The sequence below is a fragment of the Corynebacterium sp. HMSC072G08 genome, assembly GCF_001809185.1.
GTDB classification, from domain to species: Bacteria; Actinomycetota; Actinomycetes; order Mycobacteriales; family Mycobacteriaceae; genus Corynebacterium; species Corynebacterium phoceense.
Map to the genome: position 1 here is coordinate 198,248 of NZ_KV796422.1, position 20,519 is coordinate 218,766.

At 63.8% G+C, this 20,519-nt stretch carries 20 protein-coding genes; 4 read left to right on the forward strand and 16 right to left on the reverse strand.

The window, feature by feature from the left end; genetic code table 11:
- Window positions 1-27: 27 nt before the first annotated feature.
- Window positions 28-1,143 carry a glycerate kinase gene (locus HMPREF2559_RS06560; RefSeq protein WP_066487056.1) on the forward strand — a complete coding sequence of 372 codons (1,116 nt, stop codon included), beginning with the start codon at window positions 28-30 and terminating at the stop codon, window positions 1,141-1,143.
- Window positions 1,144-1,414: 271 nt separating this feature from the next.
- Here HMPREF2559_RS06560 and HMPREF2559_RS06565 read toward each other — a convergent pair whose 3' ends face one another.
- On the reverse strand, window positions 1,415-1,813 hold the full coding sequence (locus HMPREF2559_RS06565; protein ID WP_070540014.1) for a hypothetical protein: 399 nt from the start codon (window positions 1,811-1,813) through the stop codon (window positions 1,415-1,417).
- Between the two features lie 36 nt (window positions 1,814-1,849).
- Between HMPREF2559_RS06565 and HMPREF2559_RS06570 the strand changes: the two genes are divergently transcribed.
- Together HMPREF2559_RS06570 and HMPREF2559_RS06575 are read left to right on the forward strand one after the other, a co-directional pair.
- Window positions 1,850-3,067: an amidohydrolase gene (locus HMPREF2559_RS06570; protein WP_070539974.1), complete on the forward strand. Its 1,218-nt coding sequence runs from the start codon at window positions 1,850-1,852 to the stop codon at window positions 3,065-3,067.
- A 94-nt stretch (window positions 3,068-3,161) separates the two neighbouring features.
- Window positions 3,162-5,549: a glycogen/starch/alpha-glucan phosphorylase gene (locus HMPREF2559_RS06575; RefSeq protein WP_070539977.1), complete on the forward strand. Its 2,388-nt coding sequence runs from the start codon at window positions 3,162-3,164 to the stop codon at window positions 5,547-5,549.
- 229 nt (window positions 5,550-5,778) lie between these two features.
- Here the strand turns inward: HMPREF2559_RS06575 and HMPREF2559_RS06580 are convergent, their stop codons facing one another.
- Window positions 5,779-6,015, reverse strand: a complete 237-nt coding sequence (locus HMPREF2559_RS06580) for a hypothetical protein (protein ID WP_148138787.1) — start codon at window positions 6,013-6,015, stop codon at window positions 5,779-5,781.
- A 157-nt stretch (window positions 6,016-6,172) separates the two neighbouring features.
- Between HMPREF2559_RS06580 and HMPREF2559_RS06585 the strand changes: the two genes are divergently transcribed.
- Window positions 6,173-7,285, forward strand: a complete 1,113-nt coding sequence (locus HMPREF2559_RS06585) for a PrpF domain-containing protein (RefSeq protein ID WP_066487064.1) — start codon at window positions 6,173-6,175, stop codon at window positions 7,283-7,285.
- A gap of 68 nt (window positions 7,286-7,353) precedes the next feature.
- On the opposite strand, the gene pyk is transcribed toward HMPREF2559_RS06585, so the two are convergent.
- The 14 genes from pyk to hisD all read right to left on the reverse strand — a co-directional run bounded on the left by pyk (window position 7,354) and on the right by hisD (window position 20,289).
- Window positions 7,354-8,775, reverse strand: coding sequence for a pyruvate kinase (gene pyk, locus HMPREF2559_RS06590; RefSeq protein ID WP_070540018.1), 1,422 nt, complete (start codon window positions 8,773-8,775; stop codon window positions 7,354-7,356).
- Window positions 8,776-8,935: 160 nt separating this feature from the next.
- A complete protein-coding gene (gene lgt, locus HMPREF2559_RS06595) occupies window positions 8,936-9,883 on the reverse strand; it encodes a prolipoprotein diacylglyceryl transferase (protein ID WP_066510240.1) in 948 nt (315 codons plus the stop codon).
- A gap of 37 nt (window positions 9,884-9,920) precedes the next feature.
- Window positions 9,921-10,766 (reverse strand): indole-3-glycerol phosphate synthase TrpC, encoded by an 846-nt coding sequence (locus HMPREF2559_RS06600; RefSeq protein ID WP_231725015.1) that lies wholly within the window; start codon window positions 10,764-10,766, stop codon window positions 9,921-9,923.
- A 215-nt stretch (window positions 10,767-10,981) separates the two neighbouring features.
- Window positions 10,982-11,617, reverse strand: coding sequence for a TIGR02234 family membrane protein (locus HMPREF2559_RS06605; RefSeq protein ID WP_196131196.1), 636 nt, complete (start codon window positions 11,615-11,617; stop codon window positions 10,982-10,984).
- Window positions 11,618-11,659: 42 nt separating this feature from the next.
- Window positions 11,660-12,046, reverse strand: coding sequence for a phosphoribosyl-AMP cyclohydrolase (hisI, locus tag HMPREF2559_RS06610; RefSeq protein ID WP_066487079.1), 387 nt, complete (start codon window positions 12,044-12,046; stop codon window positions 11,660-11,662).
- Complete coding sequence (gene hisF / locus HMPREF2559_RS06615) at window positions 12,043-12,831, reverse strand: imidazole glycerol phosphate synthase subunit HisF (protein WP_070539983.1); 789 nt, start codon at window positions 12,829-12,831, stop codon at window positions 12,043-12,045. The genes hisI and hisF overlap by 4 nt, the downstream gene beginning before the upstream one ends.
- Window positions 12,832-12,836: 5 nt before the next feature.
- Complete coding sequence (locus HMPREF2559_RS06620; protein ID WP_068801899.1) at window positions 12,837-13,739, reverse strand: inositol monophosphatase family protein; 903 nt, start codon at window positions 13,737-13,739, stop codon at window positions 12,837-12,839.
- Between the two features lie 30 nt (window positions 13,740-13,769).
- Window positions 13,770-14,534, reverse strand: coding sequence for a bifunctional 1-(5-phosphoribosyl)-5-((5-phosphoribosylamino)methylideneamino)imidazole-4-carboxamide isomerase/phosphoribosylanthranilate isomerase PriA (gene priA, locus HMPREF2559_RS06625; RefSeq protein WP_066487087.1), 765 nt, complete (start codon window positions 14,532-14,534; stop codon window positions 13,770-13,772).
- 93 nt (window positions 14,535-14,627) lie between these two features.
- Entirely contained in the window at window positions 14,628-15,266 is a 639-nt protein-coding gene (hisH, locus tag HMPREF2559_RS06630; RefSeq protein ID WP_066487089.1) for an imidazole glycerol phosphate synthase subunit HisH, read from the reverse strand.
- A gap of 3 nt (window positions 15,267-15,269) precedes the next feature.
- Window positions 15,270-16,478 carry an MFS transporter gene (locus HMPREF2559_RS06635; RefSeq protein ID WP_066510249.1) on the reverse strand — a complete coding sequence of 403 codons (1,209 nt, stop codon included), beginning with the start codon at window positions 16,476-16,478 and terminating at the stop codon, window positions 15,270-15,272.
- Between the two features lie 318 nt (window positions 16,479-16,796).
- Window positions 16,797-16,955, reverse strand: coding sequence for a hypothetical protein (locus HMPREF2559_RS12980; RefSeq protein WP_168162236.1), 159 nt, complete (start codon window positions 16,953-16,955; stop codon window positions 16,797-16,799).
- Window positions 16,956-16,968: 13 nt separating this feature from the next.
- Entirely contained in the window at window positions 16,969-17,580 is a 612-nt protein-coding gene (hisB, locus tag HMPREF2559_RS06640; RefSeq protein WP_070540021.1) for an imidazoleglycerol-phosphate dehydratase HisB, read from the reverse strand.
- Between the two features lie 144 nt (window positions 17,581-17,724).
- Window positions 17,725-18,864 carry a histidinol-phosphate transaminase gene (locus HMPREF2559_RS06645; protein ID WP_070539986.1) on the reverse strand — a complete coding sequence of 380 codons (1,140 nt, stop codon included), beginning with the start codon at window positions 18,862-18,864 and terminating at the stop codon, window positions 17,725-17,727.
- 105 nt (window positions 18,865-18,969) lie between these two features.
- Window positions 18,970-20,289, reverse strand: coding sequence for a histidinol dehydrogenase (gene hisD, locus HMPREF2559_RS06650; protein ID WP_066487093.1), 1,320 nt, complete (start codon window positions 20,287-20,289; stop codon window positions 18,970-18,972).
- Between the last annotated feature and the right edge of the window lie 230 nt (window positions 20,290-20,519).

A 20,519-nucleotide genomic window follows, 5' to 3' on the forward strand; every position in this document is an offset into this window, starting at 1 on the left:
ATTTCGCCACCCTTTATACTCGTCTCTATGAATTCGCCCCTCATCATCGTCGCCCCTGATTCTTTCAAAGGCTCGGCTACCGCCGCCGAGGCCGCCGCAGGCATCGCCTCTGGCATCCGCGCCGAGCTTGCCGATGCCACCGTGGTCACCCTCCCTATGGCCGACGGCGGCGAGGGCACCGCCCAGGTCCTCGCCGAGGCAGCAGCCGCCCGCGGCGAACACATGGTCACCGTTCAGCTCCCAGCGACCGACGCCGTGGGCCGGCTCACCGAGGCAACCTACTTCCTCAACCAGTCCACGCAGACGGCCTACATTGACGTCGCCGCGGCCACGGGTCTGCCCGCCGTGAAGGACGCGCTTGAGCCGCGCACCGCAGATTCATATGGCACCGGCGTGTTGATCGCGGATGCCGAGTCGCGCGGCGCAAAGCACATCGTGCTGGGACTCGGCGGCTCCGCCACGATTGACGGCGGCACGGGCATTCTCACCGCGCTCGGTGCCGCCGCACATGACGCACGCGGCTATGCGCTATCCAAGGGCGGCGCCGCACTCGTGCAACTCGACACCATCGATACCGCGCAGCTCAATATGAAGGCGGCGATGCTTGACTACACGTTGCTCGCGGACACGCGCACGGTGCCGGCCCACGCCCCCGCCGTCTTTGGCCCACAAAAGGGCGCGACCCGCGAGGACGTCGCGCTCCTTACTGGCGCCATGCTGCGTCTGTGCGAGGTCACCGGCATCGACGCCGATCGCGAGAGCTTCGGCGCGGCTGGCTGCATTCCGGTCGGGCTCACGTGGGTCTCTGCCCTTCTGTGGGGCTCCGAGGACCACACCACGCTCGAGCCCGGCGGACGCTTCGTCGCCGAGGCCCTAGGAATTCCGGAACGTCTCCGCGAGGCCGCCCTCCTCGTGACCGGCGAAGGCCGCTTTGACGAGCAGTCCACGACCGGCAAGGTCGTAGGCACGCTCCTCGACCTCGCGGAAGACTCCGCCACCCCCGCCGCCGTTGTCGCGGGCGAACTTGCCTCCAACGTCCCCGAAGGCGTGCTGTCTGCCGAGCTCAGCCAAAAAGGCGAGCTCCAGGAGCAACTGCGCGAGGCCGGCCGTGCTATAGCCCGCAGCTTCAGCTCACGAGGCTAGGTCACAACGACTGCCGGGAATTCCTCCGCCTCCGCGGTAGATTCCTGCCTCGCAAAACGCGATTACGCAGCCCCAGGATGATAGCGCCGATCACTGCAGCAATCACCGAGCCGGTGAGAATCGCAATCTTGGATACGTCGTTAGAGGCCGATCCCACACCACAGGACAGCTCGGCGATGAGCGGCGATACATATCACCTCGCTCCACGCGATGGACGGACCGAGGTAGAAAATACCGCCAATACACATGCAATATCCGTCGCCTGAGATGTCTAGCGGAGGATCTCCAGCGTCCACGGGAAGATCGCGGGCAGCTCATAATCCTTCTCGTTCTCGAGTAGCACGTAATCCTGCGGCAACTCCGCATGCGGGGTCAGCAGGCGTGAGAGCACCATCGCGAGCTGGTTGATAGAACCGTTGAGGCCCTCGACGGCAATCGGGTAACGGTAGACGGAGGCGAACTCCAAGTCCTGGCCGTCGTGCTCGTCGCGGTAGACCTGGCGCAGCTGGTCGGCAAGCCCCTCCGGCAGCTTCGGGTTCGTCACAAGCTCCACGTTGGCCGAGATCATACGGCCGGCCTGCACGAGCTTATCGACGGCAGTCTGGAAAACCCCGCGGACCTTCTCGCTCTGCTCATCCGGGGCGAGGACATCAAATTGAATAATAGGCATGAGGGCAACCTTACCCATGGGAGTAAGGTGAAATCCATGTCTTCTGCAACAACATCCCATGCCTCTACTATCGCCCAGCTTCTCCACGACACCACCGCTGACCTGTCGTGGCAGCGCGAGTTCTACGAAGACCTCCACCGCAACCCCGAGCTCTCCCACGAAGAGGAGCGCACGGCGAGCCGGATTCGGGAGCGCCTGGAGGCGTTGGACTGCGAGATTATTGGGGGCATCGGCGGGCATGGCATGGTGGCCGTCTTCCGCAACGGTGAAGGTCCCACCGTCCTGGTGCGCGCGGACTTCGACGCGCTGCCGATCGCGGAGGCTTCCGGCGCGGCGTATGCCTCGACGAATGGAAACATGCATGCGTGCGGCCACGACATGCACGCCACCGGTTTGTTGGGCGCCTGCTCCATCCTCGACGCGGAACGCGACGCGTGGTCTGGCACCTTCCTCGCACTCTTCCAACCTGCGGAGGAAACCTCGGATGGCGCGAAGCTCATGATTGCCGATGACCTAGTGGGGCGCGTGCCGAAGCCCGATATCTGCTTGGGCCAACACATCATGCCGGGGCCGGCAGGACAGGTGCAGTCCGCCGCGGGTCCGGTGCTCGCCGGCTGCGACTCCATCCGCATCACCATCAACGGCCGTTCCGCGCACGCGTCCATGCCGCATAAATCAATCGACGCGACCTATATCGCGGCGATGATCGTCGTGCGTCTCCAGGGAATCGTCGGCCGTGAGGTCGCACCGAGCGACTTCTTTGTCATTTCCGTGGGCGAACTGCACTCGGGCGATAAGAACAACATCATCCCCGATTCCGCGACGCTCGTGCTCAATACTCGGTACTACGATCCCGCGATTGCTGAGCGCGTCTATGCATCGCTCAAGCGCGTCGTTGAGGCCGAATGCACCGCCTCGGGGTCACCGCTTCCGCCGACTTTCGAGTTTTATGCGCACGGTGAGGTCACTGATAACGACCTTGCCGCGCACGAGGCTGTCCGCGAGGTATTCGACGCCACCTTTGGCGAGGACTCTGTCACCGGGGAACCCAATACCGCTTCCGAGGACTTTAGCTACCTGCCGCAGGCCTGGGGCGTGCCCTACTACTACTGGTTTGTGGGCTCTACCTCGGCGGATCAGCTGGATAATCCGCCAGTCAACCACCAAGCGGACTTCCTGCCGGAGTATGAGCCGACCGCCCACGCGGCAACCCGCGCCGCGGCCGCTGCGGCGCTCACGTATCTCGCGCATTAAGCTTGCGCGACGCGTCATTAGCCGCGCTGCACGCGTCACCTCGCGCGGCTAAAATAGAGTGCATTCGTTTCCGTCCGCAACAGTAGAGGAAGAAATGTCGCACTCCGCATTTGAAAGGGCCATCCCGGGCCACGTCCGCGCCGCCGCTGGCGTCACCCCGCTCACGGCCACTGACCGCAAATTCTGGTCCGGACTGTCGTCCGCCGTCATGGAACAGATTGCGGACAATTGGGAGGCCACGCGCCGCGCATACCGCAAGACCCGCCGTCAGCATTACTTCTCCGCGGAATTCCTCCAGGGCCGCGCGCTGCTCAACAACTTAACCAACCTGGACCTCGTCGATGACGCTGTTGCCGCCTCCCGCGCCGCAGGCCGCGAGCTCACCGATGTCCTCGAAGCTGAGCACGACGCCGCGCTGGGCAACGGTGGCCTGGGCCGCCTTGCTGCTTGCTTCCTCGATTCCGCCGTCACGCAGGATTACCCAGTGACCGGCTACGGTCTGCTCTATCGCTACGGCCTGTTCCGCCAATCTTTCGACCATGGCCACCAGAAGGAACAGCCGGACTCCTGGATGGAAAACGGCTACGACTTCGTCGTGCGCCGCGCCACGAGCCAGCGCCGCGTCCACTTCGACGACATGGATGTCCGCGCCATCCCCTACGACATGCCGATTACCGGTTACGGCACGGACAACGTGGGTACGCTGCGTCTGTGGAAGTCCGAGCCCATCGACGAATTCGATTACGACGCCTTCAACTCCCAGCGCTTTACTGACGCCATCGTCGAGCGCGAACGCGTCATGGACATCTGTCGCGTGCTCTACCCCAACGACACGACGTACGAGGGCAAGGTCCTGCGCGTGCGCCAGCAGTACTTCTTCGTCTCTGCCTCGCTGCAGCAGATGATCGACGACTACCTCGAGGACCACGGCGACGACCTCACAGGCTTCGCGGACTACAACTCCATTCAGCTCAACGACACCCACCCGGTGCTCGCTATCCCGGAGCTCATGCGCCTGCTGATGGATGAGCACGAGCTGGGCTGGGATGACGCTTGGGCCGTCGTCCAGAAGACCTTCGCCTACACCAACCCCACCGTCCTGGCTGAGGCCCTGGAGAGCTGGGAAGTCTCCATCTTCCAGAAGCTGTTCTGGCGCATCTGGGAAATCGTCGAGGAAATCGACCGCCGCTTCCGTTCCGAGATGGCCGAGCGTGGCCTCGGCCAAGGCCGCATCGATTACATGGCTCCAGTCTCCAACGGCCAGGTCCACATGGCGTGGATTGCCTGCTACGCGGCCTTCTCTATCAACGGCGTGGCCGCCCTGCACACCGAGATCATCAAGGCGGACACTCTGTCTGAGTGGTACGACCTCTGGCCGGAGAAGTTCAACAATAAGACGAATGGCGTCACCCCGCGCCGCTGGCTGAAGATGTGTAACCCGCGTCTGGCCAAGCTGCTCACCAAGCAGTCCGGCTCGGACGAGTGGGTCACCAACCTCACCGCGCTCAAGGAACTCGCGCCCCTGGCCGATAACCCCAAAGTGCTCGCCAAGCTCCAGGACATCAAGCGCAAGAACAAGGCCGACTTTGCTGCCTGGGTCAAGGACCACCAAGGCGCTGAGGTCGACCCGGATTCCATCTTCGACGTCCAAATCAAGCGTCTGCACGAGTACAAGCGTCAGCTCATGAACGCGCTCTACATCTTGGACCTCTACTTCCGCATCAAGGACGACGGCGAGACCGTCCCGAAGCGCACGTTCATCTTCGGCGCCAAGGCAGCCCCGGGCTACATGCGTGCGAAGGCCATTATCAAGCTCATCAATACCATCGCCGAGCTGGTCAACAACGACCCGGCGACCAAGGACATCATCCATGTCGTCTTCGTGGAGAACTACAACGTCTCCCCTGCCGAGAAGATCATCCCGGCCGCCGATGTGTCCGAGCAGATCTCCGTCGCCGGTAAGGAAGCCTCCGGTACCTCCAACATGAAGTTCATGATGAACGGAGCACTCACTCTGGGAACGATGGACGGCGCGAACGTTGAGATCGTCGACGCTGTCGGCGAGGAGAACGCCTACATCTTCGGTGCCCGCAACGAGGAACTACCGGAGCTGCGCAAGTCCTACAACCCGGGTGAGCTCTACAACACGGTTCCGGGTCTCAAGCGCGTTCTCGACGCATTGACCAACGGATTGCTCGGTCACGAGAACTCCGGTCTCTTCGGCGACCTGCGTTCCTCCCTCCTCGATGGCCAGGGCGAGCACGCTCAAGACACCTACTACGTCCTCGGCGACTTCGCTGACTATCGCGAAACCCGCGACCGCATGGCTCAGGACTACGTCGATGACCCGGATAAGTGGGCGAAGAAGGCATGGCTCAACATCTGCTACTCCGGCCGCTTCTCCTCCGACCGCACCATCGCGGATTACGCAAACGAGGTCTGGAAGATTAAGCCAACGCCGATTGCTGGTACCGAAGCCTAAATAACTAAGGCCTCCTCCGTGCCGCCGCCGAGCACTGTGCTCCGCGGCGGCACACGCGTCTCAAGCGTTCGCGGAAAAGAACACCGAGGAAATCGAATGCAGCCGGCACCACATGGCGTGTGGTGCCGGTTGCAGTGGGATTTCGTGGAGTCCTACTTCCAAGACAGTCTCGGGGGCTTGTGAGAGGCCTATGCAGTTGTGTTGTTCCGCCAAGGAGGGCGGCAATTCTTTAGAGGTTGACCGAGTCGATGCCGAGTACGGGCATGATGCGGTCGAGCGGCATAGCAGCGATGTTCTGGGGGCCGGAGTCGCCGTGGGTGCTGGTTGCTTCAAAGACAATGCGACCGGAGGCGGCCTGGTATTGGTAGGCGCCGCAGGAAAGGCCGGAGACGGCGCCGAGGATAGATACGAGGAATGACGAGGGCTGCGGCGACGAGGATGACGATGGCGATGACAGCGCCAACAATAGTTTTAGGTTTCATTTCTATCCCTTTTACCTAGCTCCAACTTCAAGGTTGAATCCTATAGGGAGAGTTCGGCTGCCGAAGGCTCACGACCACCATCCGGGGAAATTTCGAACAAACTTCCAGTTGACTGCCAGCAAGTGAGGTACATTCGACAGCATGACTACCGGTGAGAATTCGAACGACATCCAGTGGCTCAAAGCCTGCTTCATCCGAGGGGGCACGTCGAAGGGCGTCTTCTTTAATGCTGCGGATTTGCCGGCTGACCGAGCAGAACGTGACGCCCTCTTCTGCGCGATGATGGGCTCGCCGGATCCGAACGGGCGGCAGCTCGATGGCATGGGCGGCGGTATTTCGTCTCTGTCCAAGGTCATGATTGTGGACACGGCGAGCGACGATGAGCATGACCTCACGTATACTTTCGCCCAGGTCGCCGTCGATACTACGTCGGTGGATTATTCGGCAAACTGCGGTAATCTCTCCTCCGCTATTGCGCCGTTCGCGCTCGAGGCAGGCCTCCTGACGTTGCCCGATGGCGAGCATGCCGTTCGATTGTTCAATACGAATACCTCGAAGACGGTCATCGCCCGGCTCACGGTTGTTGGTGGCCGCGCCCAGGTACATGGAGACTTCGCGCTGCCGGGCGTTGCGGGCACTGGCTCTCCCATTACCTTGGAATACCCCGATCCGGCGGGCAGCCGCACCAGCGGCTTGCTACCTACGGGAAATGCCACGGATATTGTGCACGATGAGGGCGGCGACATTGAGGTCTCGCTCGTTGACGCATGCCTGCCCATGGTCTTCGTGCGTGCTTCGGACGTAAACGCAGACCCAACGCAGTTGTCCTTCGATGGCACCGAGGTTATGGCTCGACTCGAACGGATCCGTGCCGCCGGCGCGAAGCTCATGGGGATGGAGCCCGCGCAGGCCGCGCCGAAGATTGCTGTCGTGGCGCCTCCGACTGCGGCACCGCTGCTGGATGGGACGCAGCTCGAGGCAGAGGGCCACGACGTCCTCGTGCGCACTCTGAGCATGCAGAAGACGCACAAGGCAGTGCCTGGCACGGGTGCGATGTGCATCGCCGCAGCCGCCTCCATCAAGGGCGGCATCATCGCCGAAGCGATTGGCTCGTCCGAGCTGCGTTCAGTACGCATCGGCACGCCGTCTGGTGCGGTGACCGCTGGCGCGCGCTATGACGGCAACGCGCTCGCGGCGACCCAGCTGGTGCGCAGCGCCCGGATCCTCATGCGCGGCGAAGTTGCAGCGCCCTAGAGACTTACCGCACGCGAAAGCCCTCCGTGTTCAAGCCGTGAACGCGGAGGGCTTCGTTGGTGAAAGGACTACTTCATCTTCGTAGTTTCACCCAGGGTGTGAACCTGAACCATGTTGGTGTTGCCAGCGATTCCCGGAGGCGTACCAGCGATGACGACAACCATGTCGCCCTCGTTGTAGCGATCCATCGCGAGGAGGGCCTCGTCAATGGCAGCCATCATGTCATCAGTGGACTCGACGGACGGTGTGAGGAAGGTCTCCGCGCCCCAGGTCAGAGCCAGCTGTGAGCGCACCTCAGGGTAGGGCGTGAACGCGAGGAGCGGCAGGGGCGAGTGTAGGCGAGCCACACGCTTGGCGGTATCACCCGACGTGGTGAAGGCGACGATGGCCTTGGCGTTGAGACGCTCTGCGATATCGCGTGCCGAGTAAGACACAATGCCGCGCTTGGTGCGCGGGACGTGAGACAGCGGCGGCACGGTGCCGTCGGTCTCCGCGGAGGAGACGATGCGGCCCATGGTGCGCACGACGTTCTGCGGGTCGATACCCACGGAGGTCTCGCCAGAGAGCATGACAGCATCAGCGCCGTCGAGGACGGCGTTGGCGACGTCAGAGGCCTCAGCACGCGTCGGGCGCAGGTTGTTGATCATGGAGTCGAGCATCTGCGTTGCAACGATGACCGGCTTAGCGTTCTCACGCGCGATCTGGATGGCGCGCTTCTGGAACAGCGGCACCTGCTCGAGCGGAACCTCGACTCCGAGGTCGCCGCGGGCAATCATGATGGCGTCGAAGGCAAGGACGATGGACTCGAGGGCGTCCACGGCCTCCGGCTTCTCGAGCTTGGCGATGACCGGCACGCGGCGGCCTTCCTCGTCCATGATCTGGTGGACGAGGTCGACGTCAGCCGGGGAACGCACGAAGGACAGGGCGACGAGGTCGACGCCGAGGTTCAGTGCGAAGCGCAGGTCGCGAATGTCCTTCTCGGACAGGGCCGGCACGGAGATGTCCATGCCCGGCAGGGAGACGCCCTTGTTGTTGGAGACCGGGCCGCCCTCGACGACCTCACAGACAACGTCGTTGCCATCGACTTCCTTGCAGACCACGGCCACCTTGCCGTCGTCGATGAGGAGGCGATCGCCCGGCTTGGCGTCCTGGGCGAGATTCTTGTAAGTGGTGGACACGCGGTCGTGCGTGCCTTCGACGTCGTCGACGGTGATGCGAACGATCTCACCGTTGTTCCACATTTCCTCGGTGTTCTTAAAGCGACCAAGGCGAATCTTTGGTCCCTGAAGGTCGGCGAGAATACCGACGGCGCGGCCGGTCTCATCCGTAGCTTCGCGGACCCATTTGTAGTTCTTCTCGTGGTCCTCAGGATCACCGTGCGACATGTTGAGACGAGCAACGTCCATGCCGTCTTGGACTAGGCGGAGGATACCGTCCTTACTCGCGACGGCAGGGCCGAGCGTACAGACAATCTTGGTTCTTCTGTCCAGCATTCTTTTCTAAACCTTCTCGGTTGGGAACTGTAACGAGTCCCAACGTACCCGCGTCTGACGTTTCCGGCCACTGAAAAATGCCACAGGAACTGTCTAATCGGACACAAAACCACGAAAGCCCAGTTCCAAACGGGCGGAACCGGGCTTAAATAAAGAACTACCTTTCGGGCTTCGAGGGGCTCGATGCAGGCGACGCGGAAGGCTCCTGGGACGCGCCCGAGGGGGCATCGGCAAGCTCTGCTTGATAGTGCGGATCGACCTCCGCCGAGGTCTCTTGACCCCGGCGCAGGCGGAAGAAGATGACCAGCGCCACGACAAAGCACACGACGGAGACAATGACGTTGATGCGCAGACCAAAGACGTGCGTGGCCTCGTCCGAGCGCATGTTCTCGACGACGAAGCGCCCCAGCGTATAGCCGGCGACGTAGAGGGCAAAGACGCGACCGTGGCCAAGTTTCCACTTCTTTTGCGCCCAGATGAGGAAGAGACACACGGCGACATTCCATAACGCCTCGTAGAGGAAAGTGGGATGGACGCTGGCAATGACCTCACCTGTGGAATGACCCGTGACCGGGGCGTACCTGCCGGCCTCGTCGACGCGGTAGTAAATGTCGAGCGCCCACGGCACGGTGGTTTCGCGTCCGTAGAGCTCTTGGTTAAACCAGTTGCCGAAGCGGCCAATAGCTTGGGCGAGGATGAGTCCGGGGGCCACGGCGTCGGCGAAGGGCGCGAAGGGCACCTTCTTCACCTTGAACATGACCCAGAGCGCGACCGCGCCCAAGGCTACCGCGCCCCAAATGCCCAGGCCACCGTTGGTCACCTTGAACACGTCCATGGGGTTGCGGCCCTCGCCAAAGTACTTATCGTGGTCCGTAATGACGTGGTACAGGCGCCCGCCAATGATGCCGGCGGGGATGATGACGATGGCCGCGTCCCACACGGTGTCCGGGTTGCCGCCGCGCGCGGTGTAGCGACGCAGCGTAAGCCACAGCGCGACGAGGATGCCGAGGATAATGCACAGCGCGTAGGCACGGACAGGAATGGGACCGAGGTGCCATACGCCCTGCGACGGGGACGGGATATTAGCCAGGATCATTTCTTGCACACCGATAGTGTGCCAAATCGTCGCCTACTGCGTGCGCTTACCCCTTGCGGGAGGGGCAGGCCGGGTGCTGGCCGGTGGCGACGAGGCGGCGCGCGAGTCCCAACGGATCGGTGGCCGCCATAATGGACTCCCCCACGAGCACCGCGTCCGCGCCATGCGACGCGTAGTCAAAAAGGTTGCGGGAGTTCTCCACGCCGCCCACGGCGACGCGGACGACGGACTCGGGAAGCCCCGGAACGATGGTGGCAAACGCCTCGCGGTAAAGCTCATCCGAGGCGAGCGTCCACGCGTTGATGCCGATGAGTGAGGCACCGGCCTCGAGCGCTCTGTCAGCTTCTTCAGGACTGCGGACCTCGGCGAGGGCACACATGCCTAGCGACTCGATGCGGTCGAGCAAGGATTCCAGGTGGGGCTGCTCGAGAAGCTCGACTTGGAGAGGCACGACGTCCGCGCCATAGCAGCGCGCCTCATGAATCTGATACGGGTCGATAATGATGTCGCGGCAGATCATGGGCACCGTCGTGGCATCGCGCACGTGGCACATATCGGCGAGCGATCCGTGGAAACGGTGGCGCTCCGTCTGCACGGCGAGGAGGCGCACCCCCACTGACTCCAGATTGTGCGCGAGATGCGCCATGGCTTCTGGGGTCTCGAGGTGCATGATTTCGCCGCGATAGGGCACGGCGCGCTTGAGCTCCGTGATGATGGAACAGCCGGGGGCGAGGAAGGCGGCCTTCGCGTCGCGCGGGGTATCCATGGCGCGGGAACGGGCCTTGATGTCGCGGAAGCTCACCTGTGCCTCGCGGGCGTCAACGTCCTTGCGCACGGCAGCGACGAGCTGATCTACGACCAGGGACCGGGGCGCGTGAAGTGGGGCACTCACCGTTACCTCCCGTCACCTGTCTAAGCAGGACATCGCTACCACCTGCCGCGGGGTCCACGGTCAGGCCTGGAACTGCAAGGAATGAGTTTCAGCGTAGCGGGCAGGAGCGCGCACAGAGAAATCACGACCCAGCGCACTGCCCCCGTTTCGGAAACTCCGGGTAAACTAGCATGCCTGTTCAGGGACTCCCCAGCGAGAGTGCAACGACAATGAATTTAACGGTGGCCCGTCGGGTCCGTGGGATCGATATCCTCGTCAAGGGCGTCCCACATGACGCGCCCGGAGTCGGGCGCGGTCTCGAGTTCTTCTTCGAGCTTCTCCGCGCGGGCTGCCTTCGTCTCATACTTGGTCGAGCGCACGCCGTCAGCACCGGGACGCATGGCGAGCAGGATGCCGCCCACGAGTCCGAACGCCGCGGCGATGAGCGCCAGCACCGGGCCGAGCGGGGTCACGGTCGCGTCGCGGACGACGGCCCAACTGGAGATAGCGACGGACTCCACCGCGTTGTCATTAGACTGCTGCGCCTGAAGCAGCGTCTGAAGGCGGGCGAGATCCACCTGTGAGGTAAGTGCCACCATGGGACGCCAGGACACGCCGATGGCCGCGAGCGCCACGACGGCACCCACGATGCGGCGGGCGGTGCGACGCAGCGCGAGTCCCGCGACCACGCCGGCGAGGAAGAGCAACGCGATGGCGGTAAGTTCCAGTGACCACGTGCTGCCCTGCACGGCGAGCTCCCCCGTGCCCGCTTTATCGTCCTCCACCGTCGCCGTAATCCACGTCGTCTGCGAAGAAAACCACAGCAAGGTCGCGGCCACAGCCATCAACAGCGGTCCGAATTTTCTGCCCACAGGGCACGCCTCCTCGGTACGACGCGTAACGCGTCTTTGGTGTTAGTCGTGCTCGCCGAGCAGCAGATCCGCGTCAAAGCACGTGCGGTCGCCTGTATGGCAGGCGCCGCCGGTCTGCTCGACCACGAGCAAAATAGTGTCGCCGTCGCAGTCTAGTCGCACGGACTTCACCGCCTGCACGTGGCCGGAGGTAAGGCCCTTTACCCAGTACTCCTGGCGCGAGCGCGAGTAGTACGTACCGCGCCGCGTGGCCAGCGTATACGCCAACGCGTGGTCATCCATCCACGCCATCATGAGGACCTCGCCCGAGTCCGCCTGCACGACGGCGGGCACAAGGCCCACGTCATTGCGCTTGAGGCGCGCGGCGACCGCGGGGTCAAGCTCGAACTCGGCTGGGTCGTTAGAAACCTGTGCAGCATCAGTATTCATCGACGCACCTCGAATCCGGCATCCGCGAGAGCGTCCTTGACCTCAGAGAGGGCAACATCGTCGAAGTGGAAAATGGAGGCGGCGAGCACCGCGTCCGCACCGGCGGCAACGGCGGGCGGGAAGTGTTCCGCCTTGCCCGCGCCACCAGAAGCAATCACCGGAATGTGAACGGCCGCGCGCACGAGCTCGAGAAGCTCGATGTCAAAGCCCACGCGTGTGCCGTCACCGTCCATGGAGTTGAGCAGGATCTCCCCTACCCCGAGCTCCTCGCCGCGGCGCGCCCACGCGATGGCGTCGAGACCCGCCGAGCGGGTGCCGCCATGCGTCGTGACCTCAAACCCCGACGGGAAGTCGCCGGACGCCAGCGCCTCCGGGTCCTTGACGCGGCGGGCATCGACAGACAAAACGATGCACTGGGAGCCAAAAACGTCCGCGAGCTCGCGCAGCAGCTCCGGGCGCGCGATGGCCGAGGAGTTGACCGACACTTTATCCGCGCCGGCGCGCAGGAGCTCACGCACGTCCTGTTCGGAACGCACGCCGCCACCCACGGTAAGCGGAATAAAAACCTGGTCCGCCGTGCGGCGCACGACGTCGAGCATGGTGCCGCGGCCATCCTTCGAGGCGGAAACGTCCAAGAAGGTCAACTCGTCCGCACCGAGTTCGTCATAGCGGGCGGCGAGTTCGACCGGATCGCCTGCGTCGCGCAGGTTTTCAAAGTTCACGCCCTTGACCACGCGTCCGTGATCGACGTCGAGACAAGGGATAACGCGCACTGCGAGTGCCATGAAACCTAGATCCTATTCTTATCGATTGCGTCCATGAGGGTGGCGTGAACCTGCGGGGTGCCCACCACGAGGCCGCGCGAGAGCGCCGTCCATTCGTTGCCCTCGGGGTCCGTGGCGATGCCGCCAGCGGCCTTGACGAGCAAGGCGCCCGCCGCGTTGTCCCACGGATGGATGGAGAAGTTAAGCGCGCCGTCAAAGACGCCCTGGGCCACGAAGGCGGTGTCGAGGCCCACCGAGCCGGTCATGCGCGGGCGCAGCCCGGTATGGCGCAGATGCCGGTAAATGCCGGTGCTCAGGTGCGAGGAGCAGCCAATATGGCCACGGGAGTCCTCAAAGCCGAGGGCATCCGGTCCCCCACCAAAGCCACCACGCGGGCCACCCACAGAACGCAACGGCGCGCCTTCCGCAGCCGCGACGCGGCGTCCCAGCAGCGGGAAGTCAGCGACGGCGGCGACGGGCTTGCCTTCCATGAGCAGCGCGACGAGCACACCACACAGCGGGTTGCCCGCCGCGTAATTCGCCGTTCCGTCGATGGGGTCAACAACCCAGACGGGGCCGGAGGTGAGCGCCTTGATTCGCGCCGCGTCCGCGCCTTCCTGTTGCTCCAGGAAGTGCGGGGAGCGCGCTGCGCTTTCCGATGCCGCCGCGTACTCCGCCGCGCCCCGGTCATAGGTCGCCCCTGGTGCCGCGGCACCAGTTTCCTCGCCAAAGACGGGAATGCCGGTGAGCTGCGTGAGCGACTGGCGTAGCTCCGATTCGATGGCAAGGTCCACCTCGGTCGCGAAGTCGCCTTCGCCCTTGAAGCGAGCCGGGCGCGCGCCCAAGCCGTCGATGAAGGCGGGGCTCACGGAATCAACCGTCGCCTCCGCAATGGCCAACATGTCTACCGGTGACAGCGCGTTATCCATCGATGGATCCTTCCCAGCCGTAAGTGCGGCTTAGATTCCCGCTTCTTCGGGGTACGGCTTGACCTCGGCCACGGCGGCGAGCGCCTCGGTGAGCGTGAACTTCTTTTCGTAGAGCGCCTTGCCGATGATCGCCGAGTCGATTCCCTCATTCTCGTACAGGGCCAGCTCGCGCAGGTCGTCGAGGCTCGAGATGCCTCCCGATGCCGTCACCTTGGCGTCCGTTGCCGCCGCGACCTCGCGCAGCAACTCAACGTTGGGTCCGGTGAGCGTGCCGTCCTTGGTCACGTCCGTGACGACGAAGCGCTGGCAGCCTGCGGCGTCGAGGCGCTCGAGGACCTCCCACAGATCGCCGCCGTCGGAGACCCAGCCATTACCGCGCGTGCGCCACTCGCCATCAATCTCGCGCACGGCGAGGTCCACTGCGATCTGGTCGCCGTGGCTGGCGAGCACCTGAGCAATCCACTCAGGGTTCTCGAGCGCGGCCGTACCGATATTGACGCGGCGCGCGCCCGTGGCGAGCGCGCGCTCAAGCGAGGCGTCGTCACGGATGCCACCGGTGAGCTCGACCTCGATGTCGAGCTTCGCCGTAATCTCCGCCATGAGCTCGTGGTTCGAGCCGCGGTTGAACGCGGCGTCGAGGTCCACGAAGTGCAGCCACTGGGCACCCTGCGCCTGCCACTCAAGGGCCGCCTCGAGCGGCGCACCGTAGGACTTCTCGGTACCGGCCTCGCCCTGGTCGAGACGAACAGCCTGGCCATCGACAACGTCGACCGCGGGCAACAACGTAAAGCTCATGGGTGATTTTTCCTTCTAGGACGATACGAAAGTGGCAATGACTTTGGATTTTACAACGCGTCCGACTGGCGCACGGCGGAAAGCGACGCAGCGCTAAAGCGTCTCGAGCCAGTTCTTCAGCAGCTGGCTTCCGGCGTCCCCGGACTTCTCCGGGTGGAACTGGGTGGCCCACAGCGCGCCGTTTTCGACGGCAGCGACGAAGCGGTCTCCGCCGTACTCAGACCACGCCACCTTGGGCGGTTCCGTAATTTCGGTCTCGAGCGTCCATTCGCACACGCCGTAGGAGTGCACGAAGTAGAAACGCTCGTCCGCGTCAAGCTCCGCAAACATCTGGGAGCCCTGCGGAACCTCGACGGTATTCCAGCCCATGTGTGGCAGCACATCCGCATGAAGACGCTCCACGAGCCCCGGCCACTCCCCGCAGCCTTCCGCATGGATGCCATGCTCATTGCCGGCGTCGAAGAGAATCTGCATGCCAACACAGATGCCCATGACGGGGCGTCCGCCGGCCAGACGCTGTCCAATAACACGAGGGCCCTGGACGGCGCGCAGTCCGTCCATGCATGCCGCAAACGCACCCACGCCGGGCACGAGCAGGCCGTCGGCTTCGACCGCAATCTTGGGGTCTGCCGTGACGGTTACATCGGCTCCCACGCGTTCGAGGGCGCGCTGTGCCGAGCGCAGATTACCCGCGCCGTAGTCGAGAAGGACTACCTTCTTGGTTCCAGTCATGGATTACACCTTACGCAGTCGCTTAAGTCGTGTCTTGATGTTGCCGTACTCGGTCACGCGGTGCGCACCGAGGTAGAGGTCGAGACCCGTGATGGCCACGCCGCCGATGATGATGAACGCGCCCGCACCGTAAGCACCGGCGTAGCCCCACAGTGGAACGAGCGCAGCAAGAACCACGGAGCCCAGCCCGGTGCCCGAATCATAGAAGATATTCCACACCGCGGAGGCCTCCGAGACGTTCTCACGCGGCAGGCGGTTGAACATAGACAGCAGCGCCTCGTTTTGGATGACGCCAAACGCACCACCAAAAGCGACGGCGGCGAGGACGAGCCACCACACCGACCAGCCGAAGGCGACGGTCGCGGCCATGAGCCCCATGCCCGCGAAGCCGAGGATCTGCGCCGGGATGGTGAGCACGCCTGGGCGTCCCGTCCGGTCCGCGAACTCACCCGCCGCATAGCGGAAGACCATGGCGGCGCCACCCACGAGGGAAAGCATGATGCCGCCGAGCACCGCGCCCGTGACGGGATCGATCTCGCGCACGGAGGCTGGCAGGAAAGACGAGACGAGGCCGTAGCTCATAGACAACGTGGTCACGGAGAGCGCCGGCACAAGCACGAGCTTCCACATCGCCACGCGCGGCGGGCCATCGGTGTGCTCGCGCGCCGCGGCACGGTCCGCCTTGGATTCCGGTCGCACGCGTGGCAAGCGGATGCACATGATGGCGGCGAAAAGTCCCATTGCGGCCGCCAGGATGTAGGCGGTCGAGAATCCCCATGCTGACTCGATGGCAAGGCCCGCAGGCAGGAATAACATCTGGGACAGGCCGATGAAGACGCCCATCATGCCGGTCGCCTTGCCCAAGTAGCGCAGCGGAACGAGTTCCGCGATGAGCGCTGACTCGGCCACGGTGAGCGCACCGAAGCCCACGCCGCGCAGTGCGCAGAAGAGGAGCACGAGCCAGGGCTCCATGCCGAGGAGATGCCCCAAGGCCGGGACGCCGAGCATAAACGCGGCGCCCGCCATGACGGGACGGTAGCCGAAGGAACGCAGCAGCCGCGGGGTGACGATCTGGGTGAGCACGGTCGCCGCCATGAAGATACCCGTAGTCGCGCCGGCCAACCCGGCCGAGCCACCGTTGTCGAGCACCGCAAGCGGTAGCAGCGGCAACAGCAGTGACCACGCGCCGAAGGCCGCCGCGATGGCCGCCATCGTTTCCAGATAGCCAGGAACCCGCCACAAGCTAAAAGCCGTGCCCGTAGCGCCCCCCTGTTGTTCGACCTGCGGCGTCTCCTGCGACACCACCTCACCCGCCTTTCTCCGTCTGTCTGTTGTGGCAGCTGCACGCACGCATGCCGCGCCGCGCCCAGCGCAAGCGTCTCAGGCGGAAGTTTTCTCCCGCTGCGGCATGAACAGATACGTGCCGGAGCCTTAATCTGTAGGAACCTTTAGGTATAGACGTTCACCAGCGTAGACGGCAAATGCAGGCCGGGCTACCGAGCCGGCCGCTGAACTTACCGTGCAGTGAAACTATCCGTGCATCTGTGGGATCATCCACGCCACTGACGCGGCAAAGGCGATCGCCGCGAGGAAGCCTGCGATGATGGTCCAGAATTTCGAGTCATTTTGATACGCTGCCCACGCACCGCCGGCGAGCAAGCCAGCGATGAGGAACAGGATCCACACCATAAAGAACACGAGTCTAGAGTGCACCCTTTGTCGAAGGAATGCCACTCACGCGCGGATCCGGCTCGACGGCCTGGCGTAATGCACGGGCTACTGCCTTGTACTCAGCCTCCGTAATGTGGTGCGGGTCGCGGCCGTAGCGGACGTTGACGTGAAGCGTCACATCAGAATGCATGGCGAAGGTCTCGAAGAAGTGGCGGTTGATGACGGTGGCGTAGTGACCACCGATGATCTGCCATTCCATGTTCTCTGGCTCGCCATTCATCACGAAGTAGGGGCGGCCCGAAATGTCGACCACGCCCTCGACGAGGGTCTCATCCATGGGCAGCAGCTGGGAGCCGAAGCGACTAATGCCCTTCTTATCCCCCAGTGCCTCGAGGAACGCGCGCCCCAGAACAATGGCGGTGTCTTCGACCGTATGATGCGCGTCGACGTTGAGGTCGCCCTGCGCGTGGACCTTGAGGTCAAAGGAGCCGTGCGTCGCGAACGCGGTGAGCATGTGCGCAAAGAACGGCAGGCCGCAGTCAATATCGGACTTTCCGGTGCCGTCGAGGTTGATCTCCACGGTGATCTGCGACTCGGAAGTGATGCGCTGGGCGGTACCAATGCGCTGCGGACGCGCCTCCATGGTGCCACCGTGGGCGGCGACGCCAGGAGCCTTCTCAATCCGGGAGTCCGTCACGGTGTCTTCCGCGCGCTGCGGTTCGAGGGTGTTGTCGTTCATGGTTGCAAGGATAGCTTTCGTCGAAGTGGAGTGGAGCCGAACAGCGGGCTAGCTGCGCGGCGTGATGTAGCCGGTGAGCTGCTGCGCGGCGGAGAGAAACGCGTCGTTTTCTTCCGGGAGGCCGATGGTTGTTCGCAGGAAGCCGTCCACCCCCACGTCGCGGATGAGCACGTCGCGATTCAAGAACTCCTCCCACACCTCGTGCTGGTCCGCGAAGCGACCGAAGAAGACGAAATTAGACTCGCTGGGCACGACCTCATAGCCGAGCTCCTCAAGACGGGAAACAACGCGGTCACGCTGCACGGCAAGCTTGGCCACCGTGCCCAGCGTGTCCTTGCTGTGGCGCAGCGCCACGCGCGCGGCCGCCTGGGACAGGACGGAGAGGTGGTACGGCAGACGCACCAACATGACGGCCTCGACGAACGCAGGATGCGCAACGAAATAGCCCAGGCGTCCGCCAGCGAAGTCGAAGGCCTTCGACATCGTGCGGGAAACCACGAGCTTCGTCGGGTACTTCGCCAGCAGCGTCGTGGACGACGGCGAGTCCGAGAATTCCATGTAGGCCTCGTCGACGATGACGATGCCCGGCGCAGCATCAATGAGCTTCTCGATGTCCTCGAGCGGAGTGACGTCACCCGTCGGGTTATTCGGCGTCGTAATGAAGACGATATTAGGCTGCTGCTTCGCGATGGCGGCGAGTGCCGCATCCAGATCAATTCGGAAGTTCTCGTCACGCGGGCAGTTGAGGAACTGCGTCTGCGTGCCCGCCGCGAGGATGGGATGCATGGAGTAAGACGGCTGGAAGCCGAGCACCGTGCGGCCCGGGCCACCGAAAGCCTGGAGGAGCTGCTGGAGCACCTCGTTCGAGCCGTTAGCGGCCCACACCTGCTCGTAGCTCACCTCGACACCGGTCTGCTCGGAGACGTACGCGGCCAGGTCACGACGCAGCTCGACGGCGTCGCGCTCCGGGTAGCGGTTGAGCGTCGTGGCCAAGCGAGCAACCTCGGCGACGAGATCGTCGACGAGTGCCTGGGACGGCGGGTAGGGGTTCTCGTTCGTGTTGAGCTGGTTGGCGACGGTAAGCTGCGGGGCGCCGTAGGCGAACTTGCCGCGCAGCTCGTCACGCAGGGGCAGGTCCTCGAGCGTGATACCTGAAGCGGAGGTTTCGTTCGTTGCGTTCGCGGTCATGGTGATGGGGTCCTTCTCTGGGAGTCGGGGTGTGCGACTAAGGCGTAACGCGGGGTGCTCGTTGCCGAGTACCCCGCGTCGGTAGATGGTGCGATGCGGGGCGGGTTAATGCGCGAAGCGGGCGCGGATGGCCTCGCCGTGGGCCGGCAGGGCCTCGGCGTTGGCGAAGTGGACGATCTTGTCTGCGATCTCGCCCAGCGCATCCTTGTCGTATTCGATGAGGTTGACCGGGCGCAGGAAAGTGTGCGTGGACAGGCCTGCGCTAAAGCGTGCGGAACCAGAGGTGGGCAGCACGTGGTTAGAGCCTGCCATGTAGTCGCCCAGCGGCACCGGCGAGTAGGAACCCACGAAGATGGCGCCTGCGTGCTTGATGCGCTCGGCGACCGCACGCGAGTCGGCAGTGTGGATTTCAAGGTGCTCCGCGGCATACGCGTCAGCGACCTTGATGCCGGCCTCGAGGTCGTCGACGAGGACGATGCCGGACTGCTGGCCGCGCAGGGCTTCTGCGGCGCGCTCGGAGTTCGCGGTGACCTGATAGCGGGAAGACACCTCGGCCTCGACGGCATCGGCAAGCTCCTGCGAGTCCGTGATGAGGACGCTCGCCGCCATGGGATCATGCTCGGCCTGCGAGATGAGGTCGTAGGCCACGAAGACCGGGTCAGCCGTCTTATCGGCAAGGATAGCGATCTCGGTCGGGCCAGCTTCCGCGTCGGTGCCGACGACGCCGCGCACGAGACGCTTGGCAGCAGTGACAAAGATATTGCCGGGACCCGTAATAATGTCGACGGGCTCAAGGGGTTCCTCCTCCGCCGGGTTATCGTCGCCGTAGGCAAGAAGGGCGACGGCCTGGCCGCCACCGACGGCCCAGACCTCATCGACGCCGAGGATGTAGCAGGTGGCCAGCACCGTGGGGTGCGGCAGACCACCAAAGTCCTTCTGCGGCGGGGAGGCCACGACGAGCGTCGAGGCGCCAGCTTCCTGGGCCGGAACCGTATTCATGATGACGGAAGACGGGTAGACCGCCTTGCCGCCCGGGACATAGAGACCCACGCGCTCGATGGGCGCGAAGACCTCCGTGACGGTGGCGCCCGGCGCGAGCTCCGTGGTGTGGTTTTCCGGCTTCTGCTCCGCGTGGACCTTGCGCACGCGGGCAATGGATTCCTCAATGGCGGCGCGGACCTCAGGATCCAGCTCTGTGGCAGCCTTGGCGAGTTCTTCCGCGGGCACGCGCACCGTAGCGGGGCGTACGCCGTCGAATTTCTCGCCAAAGTCGAGCGCCGCGGCAGCGCCGCCGTCGCGCACTGCGTCGACCAAAGGCTGGACCTTGTCGAGGACGGCGGCAACATCCGTGCCGCCGCGGGGCAGGGCGCGGCGCACAGCCGCTGTGGTCATGGTGGTTCCGCGCATGTCGGTGACCTGAAGCACGAGACGTCCTCTCATATCCTTCGGCCGCGGGAAGCTCCCGCGACCAGCGAATGTGAATTTATGTAATGTACCTATTTTTATACCCCTACAGATAATCGTCCATTCCACCGGGTAGCCCCATATCGAATGACCGAAACTGCGGACAGCACCCTAGCCTACGGGTTAGACTCGTGGGCAGCTGGGGATTTGCCCGATTTCTCCTTTCGGCTCCCCTGATTTTGAGCCCCATC

Excerpts from the sequence above, each read along its gene's own strand:
- hisB (WP_070540021.1), bottom strand. The coding sequence starts at position 17,580 with ATGGAGGCGCGTCCGCAGCGCATTGGTACCGCCCAGCGCATCACTTCC.
- HMPREF2559_RS06560 (WP_066487056.1), top strand. The coding sequence starts at position 28 with ATGAATTCGCCCCTCATCATCGTCGCCCCTGATTCTTTCAAAGGCTCG.
- HMPREF2559_RS06565 (WP_070540014.1), bottom strand. The coding sequence starts at position 1,813 with ATGCCTATTATTCAATTTGATGTCCTCGCCCCGGATGAGCAGAGCGAG.
- HMPREF2559_RS06635 (WP_066510249.1), bottom strand. The coding sequence starts at position 16,478 with ATGGCGGCCATCGCGGCGGCCTTCGGCGCGTGGTCACTGCTGTTGCCG.
- priA (WP_066487087.1), bottom strand. The coding sequence starts at position 14,534 with ATGAGCTTTACGTTGTTGCCCGCGGTCGACGTTGTCGATGGCCAGGCT.
- HMPREF2559_RS06645 (WP_070539986.1), bottom strand. The coding sequence starts at position 18,864 with ATGACCGCGAACGCAACGAACGAAACCTCCGCTTCAGGTATCACGCTC.
- HMPREF2559_RS06620 (WP_068801899.1), bottom strand. The coding sequence starts at position 13,739 with ATGGATAACGCGCTGTCACCGGTAGACATGTTGGCCATTGCGGAGGCG.
- HMPREF2559_RS12980 (WP_168162236.1), bottom strand. The coding sequence starts at position 16,955 with ATGGTGTGGATCCTGTTCCTCATCGCTGGCTTGCTCGCCGGCGGTGCG.
- HMPREF2559_RS06575 (WP_070539977.1), top strand. The coding sequence starts at position 3,162 with ATGTCGCACTCCGCATTTGAAAGGGCCATCCCGGGCCACGTCCGCGCC.
- HMPREF2559_RS06585 (WP_066487064.1), top strand. The coding sequence starts at position 6,173 with ATGACTACCGGTGAGAATTCGAACGACATCCAGTGGCTCAAAGCCTGC.
- hisH (WP_066487089.1), bottom strand. The coding sequence starts at position 15,266 with ATGACTGGAACCAAGAAGGTAGTCCTTCTCGACTACGGCGCGGGTAAT.
- HMPREF2559_RS06570 (WP_070539974.1), top strand. The coding sequence starts at position 1,850 with ATGTCTTCTGCAACAACATCCCATGCCTCTACTATCGCCCAGCTTCTC.
- hisI (WP_066487079.1), bottom strand. The coding sequence starts at position 12,046 with ATGAATACTGATGCTGCACAGGTTTCTAACGACCCAGCCGAGTTCGAG.
- hisF (WP_070539983.1), bottom strand. The coding sequence starts at position 12,831 with ATGGCACTCGCAGTGCGCGTTATCCCTTGTCTCGACGTCGATCACGGA.